At 47.0% G+C, this 15,702-nt stretch carries 16 protein-coding genes and 4 tRNA genes; all 20 read left to right on the forward strand.

From position 1 onward, the window contains the following. Positions 1-47: 47 nt before the first annotated feature. The 20 genes from speD to surE all read left to right on the forward strand — a co-directional run bounded on the left by speD (position 48) and on the right by surE (position 15,605). A complete protein-coding gene (speD, locus tag HMPREF7545_RS02820) occupies positions 48-842 on the forward strand; it encodes an adenosylmethionine decarboxylase (protein ID WP_006696148.1) in 795 nt (264 codons plus the stop codon). 11 nt (positions 843-853) lie between these two features. Continuing rightward, positions 854-1,420 carry a helix-hairpin-helix domain-containing protein gene (locus HMPREF7545_RS02825; RefSeq protein ID WP_040571155.1) on the forward strand — a complete coding sequence of 189 codons (567 nt, stop codon included), beginning with the start codon at positions 854-856 and terminating at the stop codon, positions 1,418-1,420. Then, positions 1,417-3,852 carry a DNA internalization-related competence protein ComEC/Rec2 gene (locus HMPREF7545_RS02830; protein ID WP_006694169.1) on the forward strand — a complete coding sequence of 812 codons (2,436 nt, stop codon included), beginning with the start codon at positions 1,417-1,419 and terminating at the stop codon, positions 3,850-3,852. The genes HMPREF7545_RS02825 and HMPREF7545_RS02830 overlap by 4 nt, the downstream gene beginning before the upstream one ends. 64 nt (positions 3,853-3,916) lie before the next feature. Then, positions 3,917-4,630, forward strand: coding sequence for an HAD family hydrolase (locus tag HMPREF7545_RS02835; RefSeq protein WP_006694170.1), 714 nt, complete (start codon positions 3,917-3,919; stop codon positions 4,628-4,630). 45 nt (positions 4,631-4,675) lie between these two features. Further along, positions 4,676-4,752 (forward strand) — tRNA-Pro (locus HMPREF7545_RS02840). Between the two features lie 71 nt (positions 4,753-4,823). Continuing rightward, a complete protein-coding gene (locus HMPREF7545_RS02845; RefSeq protein ID WP_040571156.1) occupies positions 4,824-6,107 on the forward strand; it encodes a M18 family aminopeptidase in 1,284 nt (427 codons plus the stop codon). Between the two features lie 62 nt (positions 6,108-6,169). Next, positions 6,170-6,613: a D-aminoacyl-tRNA deacylase gene (dtd, locus tag HMPREF7545_RS02850; RefSeq protein WP_006696145.1), complete on the forward strand. Its 444-nt coding sequence runs from the start codon at positions 6,170-6,172 to the stop codon at positions 6,611-6,613. Between the two features lie 5 nt (positions 6,614-6,618). Continuing rightward, positions 6,619-7,851, forward strand: coding sequence for an aminopeptidase (locus HMPREF7545_RS02855; RefSeq protein ID WP_040571157.1), 1,233 nt, complete (start codon positions 6,619-6,621; stop codon positions 7,849-7,851). An 18-nt stretch (positions 7,852-7,869) separates the two neighbouring features. Further along, positions 7,870-8,514, forward strand: a complete 645-nt coding sequence (locus HMPREF7545_RS02860) for a hypothetical protein (RefSeq protein ID WP_006694173.1) — start codon at positions 7,870-7,872, stop codon at positions 8,512-8,514. Then, positions 8,511-9,431, forward strand: a complete 921-nt coding sequence (locus HMPREF7545_RS02865; RefSeq protein ID WP_006694174.1) for a YitT family protein — start codon at positions 8,511-8,513, stop codon at positions 9,429-9,431. The genes HMPREF7545_RS02860 and HMPREF7545_RS02865 overlap by 4 nt, the downstream gene beginning before the upstream one ends. A gap of 11 nt (positions 9,432-9,442) precedes the next feature. After that, positions 9,443-10,147 carry an MBL fold metallo-hydrolase gene (locus HMPREF7545_RS02870; RefSeq protein WP_248681275.1) on the forward strand — a complete coding sequence of 235 codons (705 nt, stop codon included), beginning with the start codon at positions 9,443-9,445 and terminating at the stop codon, positions 10,145-10,147. Between the two features lie 35 nt (positions 10,148-10,182). Further along, positions 10,183-10,794, forward strand: a complete 612-nt coding sequence (locus tag HMPREF7545_RS02875) for a peptidylprolyl isomerase (protein ID WP_006696142.1) — start codon at positions 10,183-10,185, stop codon at positions 10,792-10,794. Then, positions 10,791-11,087, forward strand: coding sequence for a GIY-YIG nuclease family protein (locus HMPREF7545_RS02880; protein WP_006694177.1), 297 nt, complete (start codon positions 10,791-10,793; stop codon positions 11,085-11,087). Before HMPREF7545_RS02875 ends, HMPREF7545_RS02880 begins: the two co-directional genes overlap by 4 nt. A gap of 16 nt (positions 11,088-11,103) precedes the next feature. Then, a complete protein-coding gene (gene greA, locus HMPREF7545_RS02885) occupies positions 11,104-11,574 on the forward strand; it encodes a transcription elongation factor GreA (protein ID WP_006694178.1) in 471 nt (156 codons plus the stop codon). An 11-nt stretch (positions 11,575-11,585) separates the two neighbouring features. Next, positions 11,586-13,097, forward strand: coding sequence for a lysine--tRNA ligase (gene lysS, locus HMPREF7545_RS02890; RefSeq protein WP_006694179.1), 1,512 nt, complete (start codon positions 11,586-11,588; stop codon positions 13,095-13,097). 57 nt (positions 13,098-13,154) lie between these two features. Next, positions 13,155-13,240: transfer RNA gene (locus HMPREF7545_RS02895), tRNA-Tyr, on the forward strand. 2 nt (positions 13,241-13,242) lie between these two features. Then, positions 13,243-13,319: transfer RNA gene (locus tag HMPREF7545_RS02900), tRNA-Met, on the forward strand. Between the two features lie 260 nt (positions 13,320-13,579). Continuing rightward, positions 13,580-14,530 carry a malate dehydrogenase gene (locus HMPREF7545_RS02905; RefSeq protein WP_006696140.1) on the forward strand — a complete coding sequence of 317 codons (951 nt, stop codon included), beginning with the start codon at positions 13,580-13,582 and terminating at the stop codon, positions 14,528-14,530. Positions 14,531-14,680: 150 nt separating this feature from the next. Continuing rightward, positions 14,681-14,756, forward strand: a tRNA-Lys gene (locus tag HMPREF7545_RS02910). Between the two features lie 96 nt (positions 14,757-14,852). Next, on the forward strand, positions 14,853-15,605 hold the full coding sequence (surE, locus tag HMPREF7545_RS02915) for a 5'/3'-nucleotidase SurE (protein WP_211204979.1): 753 nt from the start codon (positions 14,853-14,855) through the stop codon (positions 15,603-15,605). Positions 15,606-15,702 lie beyond the last annotated feature (97 nt).

Genomic DNA, 15,702 nt, shown 5'->3' on the forward strand with positions numbered 1-15,702 from the left:
GGTGCATATTTGTATCTGTCACAGAGAGAAAGGAAGGAACTTCGGCATTGGATGGGAAGCTGAAATTATATGGGTTTAACAATCTCACAAAAGCGTTAAGCTTCAATATCTACGATATATGCTATGCAAAATCAGCGCGTGAGCAGCGAGATTATATCAAGTACATTGATGAACAATATAATTCGGATCGTCTCACTAAAATTCTTTCGCAGGTAACCGATATGATCGGCGCACGAATTCTCAACATTGCGAAGCAGGATTATGAACCGCAGGGGGCAAGCGTCACAATGCTGGTCGCCGAGGAGGCAGCAGTAGTTTCAGGAAGCAAGACTCCTGTGAAAACGGAAACTGTGTCACCAGAGACGATTTTGGCGCATCTCGATAAAAGTCATGTGACCGTACACACGTATCCGGAATATCATCCCGATACAAGCATTGCGACCTTTCGCGTAGATATTGACGTTGCTACCTGCGGAGAGATCACACCGCTGCAAACGCTTGACTATCTCATCAGTCAGTTCGATTCGGATATCATTACAATGGACTATCGAGTGCGTGGTTTCACCCGGGATCTTCAGGGGCGGAAGCTGTTTATGGACAGTAAAATGACCTCCATTCAGGAATTCATCAAACAAGAGACTTTGGATGAATACGATGCCGTGGACATCAATCTTTATCAGGCAAGTCTTTTTCATACCCGTATGCTGATTAAGGAGCCGCAGCTCCAGAACTATCTCTTTAATACCGATGCTGATGAGATACCACCAAAAACGCGGCTCCTAATCAGCACCAGTCTGCGTCGTGAAATGATTGAGATCTTCAGCGGAAGGAATGTCTACTAGGAGTCAGTCTTATGCCAATGTTCAAGAAGTCGCTTATCATCCTTCTTGTTCTTGCTCTTGCGACGCTCTGCGGAACAATGTACGGCTATTATACGCAGCAGGAGACCATCGTGCTGGATGAGGGAACGAGCGCCAAAGCAGAAACGCCGCGTACAATTATTGTCTATGTGACAGGGGAAGTGAAAAAGCCAGGATTGGTTTCTCTGACCGAAGGTCAGCGTGTTGCTGATACTGTGAACGCCGTCGGCGGCGTCATCGAAACAGCGGATATCGACCGCGTCAATATGGCGGCACTTTTAGAGGACGGTATGCAAATACGCGTACCGGAGCGTCTTGCCGGATCGGCTGAGGGCGCCAAAGCTCCGATTGCGGGGAAGAATGCTGAGAAACAGATTAATCTCAATACGGCGAGTGAGAAAGAGCTGCAGGAGCTCCCCGGAATCGGTCCTGCGATGTCTGCACGCATTATTGAATATCGCGAAACGAATGGTCCTTTTCAAAAGATTGAAGACATCAAAAAGGTGCGCGGCATCGGCAATGCAAAATTTGAAAAACTGAAAGATCAGGTGACCATATGAAGGTGGGGCAGTATCAACTCTTCTTTCTCATAGGGTTGCTCATGGCGTTTTGTCTCGGCATTACATGCAGTGCATGGTGGAATATCTCGTTCTCCGCATGCCTGCCGCACTTCATTATTCTTCTGCTCGTTTTTTCCACTGCCTCCGGCATCCTTGCTCTCAAACAGCATGAGTATACATGGATTGCCTTTGCGGGGCTTTTTTTCATGTTGGGAGCATTTCGATTTGCTGCGGCTTATGAGCTTCCGGCACAGGATATCTCACATGAGCTGCAAAATAATATTTCCATTGTAGGGAGCATCTTGGATGCGCCTCGAATTACCGTGGATGCAGATGGTGTGCAGCATATAAGATATACAGTATCTGTACATGGAGTTCGACAGGGGAAGGAAGAACATTCTCGAAGCGGAAAACTTTTTATTTATACAAGAGGCGCCGATCAAGACCTTTCGGAAATAGGGAATATCGGAGATGAGCTCAGAGCAGACGGAAAAGTTCGCCGCCCGCACGGCTATCAGAACCCAGGTCAGATCGACACAGTGTTTCTTCTTCGGACACAGGGGATAACGGCATCCCTCTCTGCGAAGAAAAACAGCGTATCGATTACACCAAATGGAGATATATCTTATCAGCAGCAATTCATGCGTTGGGCCGCGGAATTGCGTGCGCACTATCTTGAGCGTATGTCTGCAATCATGCCGCGCACAGATGCTGCGGCAATCTTTGCGATGCTATTCGGCGGCTATGAGGGAATTCGTCCTGAGCTTCTCGAGTCATTTACAACGACCGGAATTGTGCATATTCTCTCCGTTTCCGGCTCTCATATCAGTCTTCTCGCTGCTGTCATCGCTTGGCTCGCAGCATTTTTTCGGCTGCCCAAATGGATCGGCGCCGCTGCGGTTATTTCTGCTGTTGTTGTCTATGTTATTCTTGCGGGGGGTGTTCCCCCTGCTGTACGCTCAGGAATTATGGGCGGTGTTGCTTTTCTCGGGCTTGTGCTTGGGAGAGAGAAAGATGCGCAGTACCTTCTGATTGTAACCGGACTTTTTATGCTCATTATTTCACCGCTTCTCTTCTTTCATATCAGTTTTCAGCTGTCTTTCTTAGCGACTGCCGGTTTGCTTTTTTTAGCGCCTCTTTTGAATCGATGGATGAAACGTTTGCCGCATGTGCTTGCAGGAAGCCTCTCTATCACGATTGCTGCACAGCTCGCTGCTTTGCCGATACTCGCATGGCATTTTAACCAAGTATCTTTTTCCTCGTTGTTTTCGAACTTATTTGTTGTTCCTCTGGTTGAACTCATTATTATTCTTGGGCTAGCCGGCGGGCTGGCAGCATTTATTGTACCGATCCTCGGCAATATCGTTTTTTCCTTTGACAGTATATTGCTTGGTGCTGTATTTGAAATGACACGGGCACTGGCTGCGCTTCCGTTTTCCAAAATATGGCTGCCGTCGATGGGGATTCTGCCGGGAATTTGTTATTACATACTGCTTGTATTTATATGTATGCCGAAAGAATACCGCACACGGATATATTCGGTTTTCAAGGAGTACCGACAAGCAATTGGGATCGCATGCTGTGTACTTTTGATCTCCGTGGTTTTTTGGCGTGCGTTACTTCCGAATGAGATGGAAGTACATTTTATTGATGTCGGTCAGGGGGATTGTGCTCTTGTTTTGACACCGCATGGACATGCCATGTTTTTTGATACCGGGGGAACAAAAGATGGTTCGTTTGATATTGGTGCCCGGGTTGATATTCCATATCTTTTGCACTATGGAATCCGTGAGGTAGACTATATTTTTCTTTCCCATGCGCATGAAGATCATGCAGCAGGTGCAGGGGCCATCCTCTCTCGCATTCCGGTAAAACATGTTTATACGGCGGATGAAGGAAGGGCTGCATATGCGAGAAGCATGCGGTTCGGAGACAATAATCCGCTCCTCTCGAAGATGAGCAGAGCCGTGGCAGGTCAGACGATTGTTATTGATGGTGTCAGCGTAGATATCTTGTATGCGCCGCCCTATGATAAAATGGACAGCGCAACGGGAAATGAAGTGTCCAATGTCTATCGTGTGCGTTACGGGAATTGCTCTTTTCTCTTTACCGGCGATCTTATCAAAGAACATGAGGAGAAAATGATTTCGATGTTGGGAGACCTTCATGCAACAGTTGTCAAGGTGCCGCATCATGGCTCGGATACATCCAGCTCGGAGGATTTTGTCGCGGCCACAAGCCCCCTCTATGCTGTTTACTGTGTCGGTGCAGATAACAGCTTCGGGCATCCGCGTAGCTCCGTTGTTGAGCGCTATGAGCGAAACGGGGCAAAGACGCTTCGTACAGATCGAGATGGCGCCATTGTCTTTCGTACGGATGGAAATCGTTTGACTGTCCATACATTCGCCGAAGGAAAAATTTTTGGGGACTAATTGCACGGGATGGCTACTTCCCTTATAATATGAAAACAGGTACAGTATATGGAATGAGGACATTATGGACATTCGCGGCGTAGTATTTGATGTCGATGATACCTTATATGATATGGCACAGCCCTTTTTCAGTGCATATCATGCGATCTATGGGGCAAAGCATCATTTGCCGATGCAGAAGCTTTTTCTTTCCTTTCGTCGTTACAGTGATGAAAAATTTGTGGATTCGCAAATGGGGAAGATGACAATGGACGCTTTATATATTTATCGCATACGTATGGCTTTACGCGATTACTGCGTTGAAACAACAGATGCAGAGGCCATGGAATTCCAACGTTTCTATATGGGATTGCAGTATCAAATAAAACTATCTTCGGGTATGACAAGTTTTCTTGATAAACTCAGGAAACATGCGGAAATCGGCGTTATTACCAACGGAGAATCCAAGCATCAGCGAAGAAAAATACATTCTCTCGATATATCTCCGTGGGTGTCGGAGGAGCGGATCATTGTTTCCGGAGATTATGCGTTTCGCAAACCGGATGTTCGGATTTTTCGCGAGATGGAACGCCGTTTAAATCTCGCGTCGGAACATCTTCTCTACATTGGAGATGCTTTTGACCTCGATATTGCAGGAGCGCAGGGGGCAGGGTGGAAGTCGATATGGTTCAATCATCGCCGACGAAATCGGCCCGATGGCGAACAAATTTATCCGTATGCTGAAGCGCATACGGAGGAGGAACTTTTCACAGCTGTTATGCCGATGATCGAAAAATAAATACTTGATTTTTAGGTTAAAAGTTGATAGAATACATATCGTTGTCGGGATGTGGCACAGTTTGGTAGCGCGCATCGTTCGGGACGATGAGGCCGCAGGTTCGAATCCTGTCATCCCGACCATTTTGTTCGACATACAAAGACCAGCCGAGGGGCGGGTCTTTTTCTGTTTTCAAACGACTGCGAGGGCTCTTATGACATCTGAAGAAAAGAATTGTGCCGAAGAATTGATTGCATTCATTGATGCGGCAACATCGCCCTATCATGTAGTGGACAGCAGTGATGGAGAATTTTTACCGCCTAATAAAATGAACGGGGAAGATCTGCTTCCGGGACAAAGTTACTGTTTTTCATTATTCAATACGGGAGCTGTCGTTGTTTCGATTGGAGAAAATCCCCGCGGGCCGCTTCGCATTGCATGCGCCCATACGGATTTTCCATGCCTTCGTATTAAGCCCAATCCCGTACTTAAAGAACATGGATATGGTAAGCTGAATGCTGAGGTATATGGCGGAATGATCCGCAATACATGGCTGGATCGTCCGCTCTCCCTCGCCGGGGCAGTTTCGCTGCGCGGAACCGACCCATTTGCGCCGCGGCTGAGGCTCGTGGATTTTCGCCGCCCGCTCATGATTGTTCCAAATCTCGCGATCCACATGAATCGTAAGGTGAATGAAGGAGTCGAGTTAAAGCCGCAAAAGGACCTTCTTCCCATCTTCTTTCAAAGCAACAGCAGCGACACCGATGATTCGAAGAAATTGCTTTCTCTGCTCGCAGATGAATTGGGGGTTCTGACAGAGGATATTCTCTCTTATGATCTGAATGCCTACCCGTGTGAGCGCGGATGCATGCTGGGCTGCGACGATGTATTTCTCTCGGCGCCGCGTCTCGATAACCTGTCATCGGTCAAGGCATGCCTGGATGCAGCCAATGCGTGGAAAGGTACAGACGGCATCCGCATTGTTGCGCTCTTTGACAATGAAGAAGTGGGCAGCAGGACGAAGCAGGGGGCTGGATCGACCGTTTTATCCATGATCATGGAGCGTATCTATATGGCGCTTGGCTTTTCTCGAGACGAATATCTGCATCAGATTTTGGACGGATTCTGTTTCTCAGTGGATGTTGCTCACGCGCTGCACCCCAATGCACCGGAGAAAGCAGATCCGACCAATCAGCCGCTTCTGGGCGGAGGTATTGTTCTGAAGGTGGCAGCAAACCAGTCCTATGCCGGAGATCCGGAAGCTTATGCTGTAGCCGCAGATCTGTGCGAAAGGGAAGATATTCCTTATCAGGTCTTTGCAAATCATTCGGATGCACTGGGAGGAGCAACGCTTGGCTCCATTCTCTCCACACAAATCCCCATGCGAACAATGGATATCGGCGTTCCTGTTCTAGGCATGCATTCGGCCAGGGAAACGATGGGCACTAGGGATCAAATGTCTCTTTCTCGTTTCCTTATATCTTTTTTCTCTGCTTGAGAAAGACATCTATAATAAAGCGTGCTATAATAAGGCACATTGAGCAGAAAGAGGGAGTTTTCTTGCGTGCCGTAGTTACACGAGTGAAAGAAGCGTCCGTTCGAATCGATGGAATCATATGCAGTCAGATCTGCGTGGGTTATCTTATTTTACTTGGTATTGCGCCGAAGGATACCGATGCCGATGCGGTACATCTGGCAGAGAAAATCGTGCATCTTCGCATATTTTCTGACGAGAAAGGAAAAATGAATCGCTCGCTTGCCGAAGTAAACGGTCGTGTTCTAGTGATTTCGCAATTTACGCTTTTTGCAGATTTAAAAAAAAGAAGACCCGGCTTCTCCAAGGCGGCAAAGCCAGACCATGCAATCCTTTTGTATGAGAAATTCATGAAGCAGCTCACCGAGCGCGGTGTTCATGTTGAACACGGAGAGTTTGGCGCCGATATGCAGGTGTTTTCTATTAATGACGGTCCTGTAACTCTTATTTTTGATACGGCCGAGGTATGAGAAAAATGAAAAAAGATTTACTCAAAAAATATGCATCTCTGGTTGTTCGTGTCGGCGTGAATTTACAGGAGAATCAGCCCCTTGTTATCCACGCGCCGATCGCTTGTGCCGACTTTGTGCACACACTTGCGAAGGAGGCGTTCTGTGCAGGGGCGTATGACGTCTCTGTCAATTGGAATGATGAAGTGTTTTCACATATTCGCTATAAAAACGCGCCTCTGGAACGGTTTCGCGAATTCCCCGCATGGCGAAAACTCTTTTACGATGATCATGCAGAACGAGGGGCCGCATTCATCTCGATTTCCGCTGCGGACCCTGATATATTTTCAGATGTGGAACCGAAACGTCTCACGGAGGCGGGAGTGTCAGCAGGAAAAGCTCTTATGGAATACCGCACGCGGCTGATGAGCAATAAGAACAGCTGGTGCGTTGTATCAGTCCCCACGCCCGCATGGGCGCATAAAGTCTTTCCGGATGTTTCAGCTGATCAGGCAATGGAGCGACTATGGGCAGAAATTTTAAAAGCAGTTCGTATTTCTGCCGAGGAAGATCCCATATCTGCATGGATGAATCATATTGACCATCTGCAAAAGATTACAGAGTTTCTCAATGCGCATGACTTTGCCGAGCTTCACTATACAAATTGTCTCGGCACAGATCTCCATGTTGAATTGCCTCCGGGACATATCTGGATGGGCGGTGCTGAGCAATCAGCCGCGGGGCATCTCTTCGCTGCGAATATACCGACAGAGGAGGTATATACACTCCCGCAACGAAATGGAGTAAATGGGATCGTAGCTGCGTCGAAGCCTCTGCACTATAACGGAACCTTAATCCATGATTTTACGCTTACCTTTCGTGATGGAAAAGTGGTGGATTACACAGCCCGAAAGGGAGGAGAGCAGCTGAAGGAACTCTTGGAAACAGATGAAGGGGCGTCCTTTCTTGGCGAAGTGGCCTTAGTACCGCATACATCTCCTATTTCACAAAGCGGTATTCTCTTTTACAATACCCTCTTTGATGAGAATGCATCCTGTCATCTTGCTCTTGGCAAAGCTTATCCGACTTGCATGCAAAATGGAGAAAACATGACCGAGGATGAATTGTGTCGGCATGGCGTAAATCATTCATTGGTTCACGAGGATTTTATGATTGGGACAGCGGATATGTCCGTCATTGGACGAATGCGTTCCGGCAACAGCATTCCCGTCATAGAAAATGGGGACTTTTCCTTTTAATATTTTGAGGTAGAGACTATGCAGAGATATTTTCTTCGTATCGGCTTCCTTATTGTGGTACTTTTCCTTTCATTGGCGTGTTTTTCACATGTATTTGCCTCCGGGAAGATCAAGGCAGAAGATTTTTCATATCATAAAATCTCATTGGGAGATCCTGAAGTGAATATTCAAAAACAATGGGGAGAGCCTGATTTTGAAAATACGCAGTCAATCTGGGGAATCCATCTCAAAACTTTTACTTACGGGGACATTGTTGTATCGACCTCCATTGCGAGCGGAAAAGTTGTTGACATCAATCTCATCGGCGATAATTATCAGCTTCGAAAAAACGTGCGTTATGGCACAACAAGCAGTTATCTTCTCAATGTATACGGGAAAGCTTCGCGCCAATTCTTAGATGATCGTACCTGCTATATCTATGCGCATCCGGCACACCCGCACCGGCATCTGATTCTGAACATAGATTCAGAAAACGGTTCTCTGGTGTCTGCGCGGATTACCATGCTTCCGCTCACGGATGAGGAGGCTGACGAAATGGCTTTATCGGACGATGATTCCTTTGTTGAGCTCGATCTGAATAGAGGATTGATCAGTACAAAGGAAATTGACATATCAGCTCTTCCGAAAGGCGAAAACGCCAAGCTTGGAGGCTATGGGAAATGATGCATAATCTGCATATGCGGGTCCTGGGACATCGTGTCATGCGCTATACTGGAATGACTCTCGGATGCCTCATTGCAAGCTGTGCGATTAACCTATTTTTGATACCAGCGCATCTTCTGACCGGAGGCGCAACCGGTATTGCCATGATTGTTTATTATCTTTTCGGTCTTCCCATCGGTCTTCAGACCTTCATTTATAATATTCCTCTCCTTTTTATGGCATGGAAATTAATGGGACGGACCTATACAATAGATATTATCATAGGAACGGCCATTTTTTCCTTTTTCCTCGATCTAACCCGTCCGCTTAATGCGTATGCACCTGTCAGTGACATGATGCTGACGACTGTGTATGGGGGCGTATTTGCGGGCCTCGGATATGGTCTTGTATTTCGAATGAACGGCAGTACGGGAGGTTTTGATATCCTTGCTGCTATTGTTCGCAAATACTATGACCTGCATATGGGAGGCGTACTGTTTTCGCTCAACTGCCTGATTATGCTTGTTGCGGCATTTCTGTTTGGTATGGCTCCTGCAATGTTCACGCTGATCTATATGTTTATCAATGCAACTGTGATGGATAAGATCGTTGCAGGATTCAACCACCGCAAAGCCGTTTTGATTGTTTCGGATAAACATCAGGGAATTGCTGCAGCAATCATCGACCAAATGCACCGCGGCGTAACATTTTTACATGGGCAGGGGGCATATACGCGCCGTGAGCGTAATGTGGTCTTTGTCGCCGTCGGGACGACACAGGTGGGAAAGCTGAAATTCATTGTCCACAATGTAGATCCGCATGCCTTTGTCATCATAATGTCTGCTAATGAAGTCATGGGACGTGGATTTGGGCGCATTAATCAAAATGATGCTTCGGCATCGGATGATAATTTCGATGATGAAACAGAGAGGAGATGACATATATCACAATGGAAGCAACATATTTGCTGAACAGCGGTTTTTTAGTTCGTGTCCATGATGTTCTGCTTGTTTTTGATGCATTTGACGACCCTGCAGATGTGCTTTCCCGCACATTGGAAGAAGAGATATATACAAGGCTTTATTTTTTTGTGTCCCACGCACATTTTGATCATTTTAATCCGGAGATTGGCAAATTTGCATCGAAGGCAACGCGCTATATCCTGAGTGAAGATATTCGCGCACATGGAGAATCCGGTCGTATCCCTAGTGATCAGATAAGCTGGATGGGGACATATGACTCTTGGCAGGATGACAGAATAACAGTGACATCCTTTTCATCGACAGATGAAGGAACTTCCTTTTTGGCAGATGTGAACGAACAGAAGATCTTTCATGCCGGAGATTTTAACTGGTGGGATTGGACAGGGGATACAGCAGAGAACCGAAAACTCGCAGAAAATGCTTTTCGTAAGCAAATGAAACATCTTGCGGGACGCAGTTTTGACCTTGCCTTTTTCCCTGTAGATGGCCGTCTCGGACCATCTATGGAGCGCGGAGCAAAGGTTTTCTGCGAACAAACGTATCCGAAGGCCCTCGTCAGCATGCACTCTGTCGGTTATCCCGCATGGCAGCCGTCGATCGGGTTTTTCTCAGAGGGACATGAAATTCCTATATGGTCGCCGTGCATCGCTGGGGAACACCATACTTTTTGAAATTTATGTTGAAATATGGGAGGGCTTTCGGTAGAATGGGGAAGAAATTTTATATCCTTATGCTATGTTTAGCTGCCGCCGCTGTCACTACATTCTTTGCGGCGCACAGCGGAATTGCAGGAATGTCATTCAATACGCTGTTGGATCAGCAAAAAGGAGAGAATAGAACCGTGGCAAATCGTATTGCAGTATTTACAACGAATAAGGGAACTTTTGAGGTTGAACTATTCGAAGATAAGGTGCCCATTACGACAAAGAATTTTATCGACCTTTCTGAAAAGGGATTTTATGACGGCCTCATCTTCCATCGCGTCATTGACGGATTTATGATTCAAGGCGGTGATCCGAAAGGGAATGGGACCGGCGGTCCCGGCTATACTATTCCGGATGAGTTCGACCCGACGCTTAAACACAACGGGGAAGGAATTCTCTCCATGGCAAATGCCGGGCCGAATACCGGCGGCAGTCAGTTCTTCATTACGCTCGCCGCGACGCCGTGGTTGGATAACCATCATGCAGTCTTTGGAAAAGTGATTGATGGCATGGATGTCGTACGTGATATAGGACATACGAAGACAGAATACGGTGATCGACCGATACATGATGTTGTGATTGAGAAGATTACCATCAAAGACGCAACAGAATGAACTACGCATATCTTTTATTGTGTGCGGATGGAAGTCTGTATGCCGGCTGGACAAATGATCTCAGACGGCGCCTCCATGCCCACAATGAAGGAAATGGCGCGAAATACACGCGTTCCCGCAGACCGGTTCGCCTCGTTTATGCTGAGTCTTTCGATACAAAAGAGGAAGCGCAAAAAAGAGAGTGTCAGATTAAAAAAATGCGGCGCATCCAGAGATTGGCGCTGATCCAATCAGGGATGGAACATGAGGCGTTGACCGCGTTGTTGGAAGATATTAATAAAAAAGAACAATAAAGGAGAGTATTATTTCATGACAGAGAAAAAGGTCATGCTGACCGAGGATGGCTATAATAAATTGGTGGAAAAGCTCGACTATCTCAAGAGTGTTCGACGCATAGAAGTTGCCGAGCGTCTGAAAGCTGCGATCGCGCTCGGCGATCTTTCGGAAAACTCTGAATACGATGATGCAAAAAATGAACAAGCCTTTCTCGAAGGTGAGATTCAGGAGCTCGAAACAAAGATCAGAAACTCTGATATCATCAAAGCAGGAGACGGAAAAAGCGTTACTATGGGCAGCCGTGTAAAGGTGAAAGATCTGGAATTCGATGAAGAGGAGACCTTTTTGATTGTCGGCTCTACGGAAGCTGATCCTGATGAGGGGAAGATCTCGAACGAATCGCCTCTCGGGATGGCTCTTCTGGGGCAGAAGATTAACCGGGTGATCAAAGTCAATGCACCTGCGGGCATCATCCAGTACAAGATCATTGACATTAAAAAGTGAGAGGAGAACCGATGGTTGAGGAAAAGGAAATCGTGTCTTGTCCGCCAGAGCAGGATCTCAATGAGATGATGCGTGTCCGACGTGAAAAAATGGACGCATTTCGCTCCATAGGGGTTGCTCCGTTTGGGCATCGTTTCGAAGTCACGGACTACGCAGCGGATCTGAAGGAAAAATACGATTCCCTCGCAGAAGATGAAGAAGGAAAAGAAGTTTATATTGCAGGACGCCTTATGGCGATACGGGGACACGGCAAAGCGTCCTTTTCTACGCTCAATGATCGTACGGGAAACATACAGGTATATTTCAAACTGGATGTGCTGGGCGAGCAAAAATACAAAGAGGAATTCAAACGCCTTGATATTGGCGACATCATCGGAATTCGCGGAGTTGTATTTAAAACGAGGCGCGGAGAGATCACTGTCCGTGTCGAGGATTTTAACCTGCTCTCAAAAGCGCTTCGGCCACTGCCTGAGAAATTCCACGGATTAAAGGATGTAGATACACGCTATCGTCAGCGTTATATTGATCTTATGGTCAATTATGAGGTCCGTGATACTTTCCGCAAAAGGACAAGGATCATACAGTCCATTCGTCGCTATCTCGATGAGCGCGATTTCCTCGAGGTGGAGACGCCGGTGCTTTCGACGATTGCCGGCGGAGCGGCGGCACGTCCCTTCATAACACATCACAACGCGCTTGACATTGATCTCTATCTCCGTATAGCAACGGAGCTTAATCTCAAGAGGCTGATTGTCGGCGGATTGGATCGTGTCTATGAGATGGGGCGTATTTTCCGCAACGAAGGGATGGACGTACGACATAATCCTGAGTTTACTACCATTGAGATCTATCAGGCCTTTGCCGACTATCGTGATCTTATGGAAATCACGGAGGGAATTGTCCGCCACGCTGCTAAGAGTGTCCTTGGGACGACGCAGATTGCATACCAAGGAGTTAACATTGATCTGGACAATGTCCGCACGATCAGCATGAATGATTCCGTACGTCAAGCAACGGGGAAAGACTTCCTCTCTTGTCAGACTGTTGACGAGGCACGCGCGATGGCGCGTGCGATTGGCGTGCCTTTCGAGGAACGTTACGGCATCGGCGGCATTCTCAATGCCGCCTTTGAGGAAAAAGTAGAAGAGACACTGATGCAGCCTACCTTTATCACAGGGCATCCAACCGAGATCTCACCGCTTGCCAAGCGCAATCCGGATGATCCGCGCATCACGGATCGCTTTGAGTTCTTTGTTTACGGACGTGAACTTGCCAATGGATTTACGGAGCTCAATGATCCTATTGATCAGGAGCAGCGTTTTCTGGAGCAGCTTGAGCAGAGACAAGCAGGCGATGCCGAGGCACACGTTATGGATCGGGATTATATTACAGCACTCGAATACGGGCTTCCTCCGACAGGCGGACTTGGTATCGGCGTTGATCGACTCGTGATGCTGCTGACAGACAGCCCGTCGATTCGCGATGTTTTGCTCTTCCCAACAATGAAACCTCTTGCAGAGTAAGACCGAAAAATGCCTTGACAAATTCTTAGATTATCGCATATACTTGTCGAGGCTCATGGGTAGGTGGCCGAGCGGTTAAAGGCAACAGACTGTAAATCTGTCATCTTCGGATTACGATGGTTCGAATCCATCCCTGCCCACCATCGGCGGCATAGCTCAGTTGGCTAGAGCATGCGGTTCATACCCGCAGTGTCCGGAGTTCAAATCTCTGTGCCGCCACCATACGATCTTTAAAAACTCAGTCCATTTAACGGGTAGGGGCTGAGTTTTTGTATGTAAAAATAATGTGACAATGTTATATTATAACAAAAAGGAATTATTTTCTATGAAATATTGAATAATTCATTACAACACAATTGCTTTTTCTAAATGAGAATGCTATAATATCTCCATAGTTGCAGTTTATTGGTATATTCTGTTTCACATTGTGTTACTTATCGTCGAAAATGAGTTGCGAGACGCTCTTTAAGGAGGAAATACGGATGAAGGTAACTGTTGTTGGCGCAGGCAATGTAGGTGCTACGGTGGCAAATGTCATTGCCCTCAAGAAATTTGCGAGCGAAGTTGTTCTCATTGACATTAAAGAAGGTGTTTCCGAAGGAAAAGCAATGGACATGATGCAGTCTGCACATGCCCTTGGTTATGATACGACCGTGGTTGGCGTTACGAACGACTATGCAGCTACGGCAAACTCTGATGTCGTCGTTGTTACCTCCGGTTTGCCGCGTAAACCCGGAATGACCCGTGAAGAGCTTGTCGGAGTTAACGCAAAGATTGTAAAGAGTGTTGTAGAGCAAGCACTTAAGTATTCTCCAAACACAATTTTCATTATTATCTCCAATCCGATGGATGCGATGACCTATCTGACACTGAAATCGACTGGACTTCCCCGCAATCGCGTCATTGGTATGGGCGGAATGCTTGACAGCAGCCGATTCCGTTATTATCTTTCTGAGGCGCTCAATAAAGCAGGGCATCCTGCAACGCCGACAGACATTGATGGTATGGTCATCGGCGGACACAATGACAAGACGATGGTTCCCCTCGTCAGCATTGCAACGCTTCGCGGCATTCCCGTCACGCAAATGCTCTCGAAGGAAGCTCTTGATGATGTCGTACAGAAAACGAAGGTTGGCGGCGCTACGTTGACGGGACTTCTTGGAACGTCCGCATGGTACGCGCCGGGAGCCTCTGCAGCAGCCTTGGTCGAGGCAATCGCACTTGATGCTAAGAAAATTATTCCGTGCTGCGTTTATCTCGAAGGTGAGTACGGAGAGAAGGAACTCTGCGTCGGTGTTCCCATTGTTCTTGGTAAGAACGGCTTTGAAAAGGTTGTCAATGTAAAACTTGAAGGCGAAGAGAAAGCAAAGTTCGACGAGAGTGTTCGGGCGGCACGCGAAGTCAATGATCAGCTTAGTGAGGCGCTGAAGTAAGCTGCTTATCAAATAGAAGGAAAGGGCTTTGCGGAAATGCAAGGCTTTTTCATTTGCTTGAGCCCGGATTTCCCTATAAATCCGATGTAAAGTCCTTGACAGAGGTGTTGTATTTCCACTATAATAGCACTGCGCTTCACGCGCGTATCCGACTCACTAGCTCAACTGGCAGAGCAACTGACTCTTAATCAGTAGGTTCACGGTTCGATTCCGTGGTGGGTCACCATGCATTTAATCCGCCAAGACGGTTTTGGAGAAAGCAGGTTGGAGCAGCTTCAGCCTGCTTTTCGTATATTCTGGGATGATTATGGGAGATATATCTTTGAATATCCTAATATTAAATGATGATGGCATTGCAGCAGAGGGACTGCGGACACTCGCGAAGCATCTTGCCCGAAGACATTGCGTTACGGTTGCTGCGCCGATGCATCAGCAGAGCGGCACATCGCACGCATTGACGATCGGCAGCGCAATTGAAGTGCGTTCCGATAAGACATTCGATGAGGTGTATGATATTGCAGCTTGGGCGATTGACGGCACGCCAGCAGATTGCGCAAAGCTCTATTTGGATGCGATTGCGGAAGAGTTGCCTGATGTTGTCCTCGCCGGCATTAATCATGGCTCAAATCTTGGTACAGATGTGATATATTCCGGCACAATCGGAGCGGCATTTGAGGGATTCTTTCACGGAATTCCATCATTTGCGCTCTCTCGGACAGAAGATAGCCGTATTTCTTTTTCCGAGGCGTCTGCTTGCTTTGAGCCGTTTATGGAAAAGGTCATAACGTTGAATGAGAAGCCCTTTCTGCTCAATGTCAATTTTCCCAAAGAGTTTGCCGGAGATACCCCTCGATTCATCTCCTGCCGCCAAGGCGGACGCGACTATATCAATGCCTTTGAAAGGATTGAGGAAAATGGACGTATACATTATAAAGTAGAAGGGGAAATATCCGATACAGATAAAGGCGCGGGAACTGACATTTATGCAGTAGAACACGGACTCATCTCTGTTACGCCGGTCGGAATTGATATGACGGACTATCCTTTGCTTGAAAAATTAGGAAAATCTGTATGACAGAGGAGGCATCCGTTGATAATCACTATAAAAGAGAAGGGATCCTGTCGACTCCTCTTTTTTTTTGAGAGCATTTGGGGTATAATAACGAATATGA

It is taken from the genome of Centipeda noxia ATCC 43541, assembly GCF_000160555.1.
Classification (GTDB): Bacteria; Bacillota; Negativicutes; order Selenomonadales; family Selenomonadaceae; genus Centipeda; species Centipeda noxia.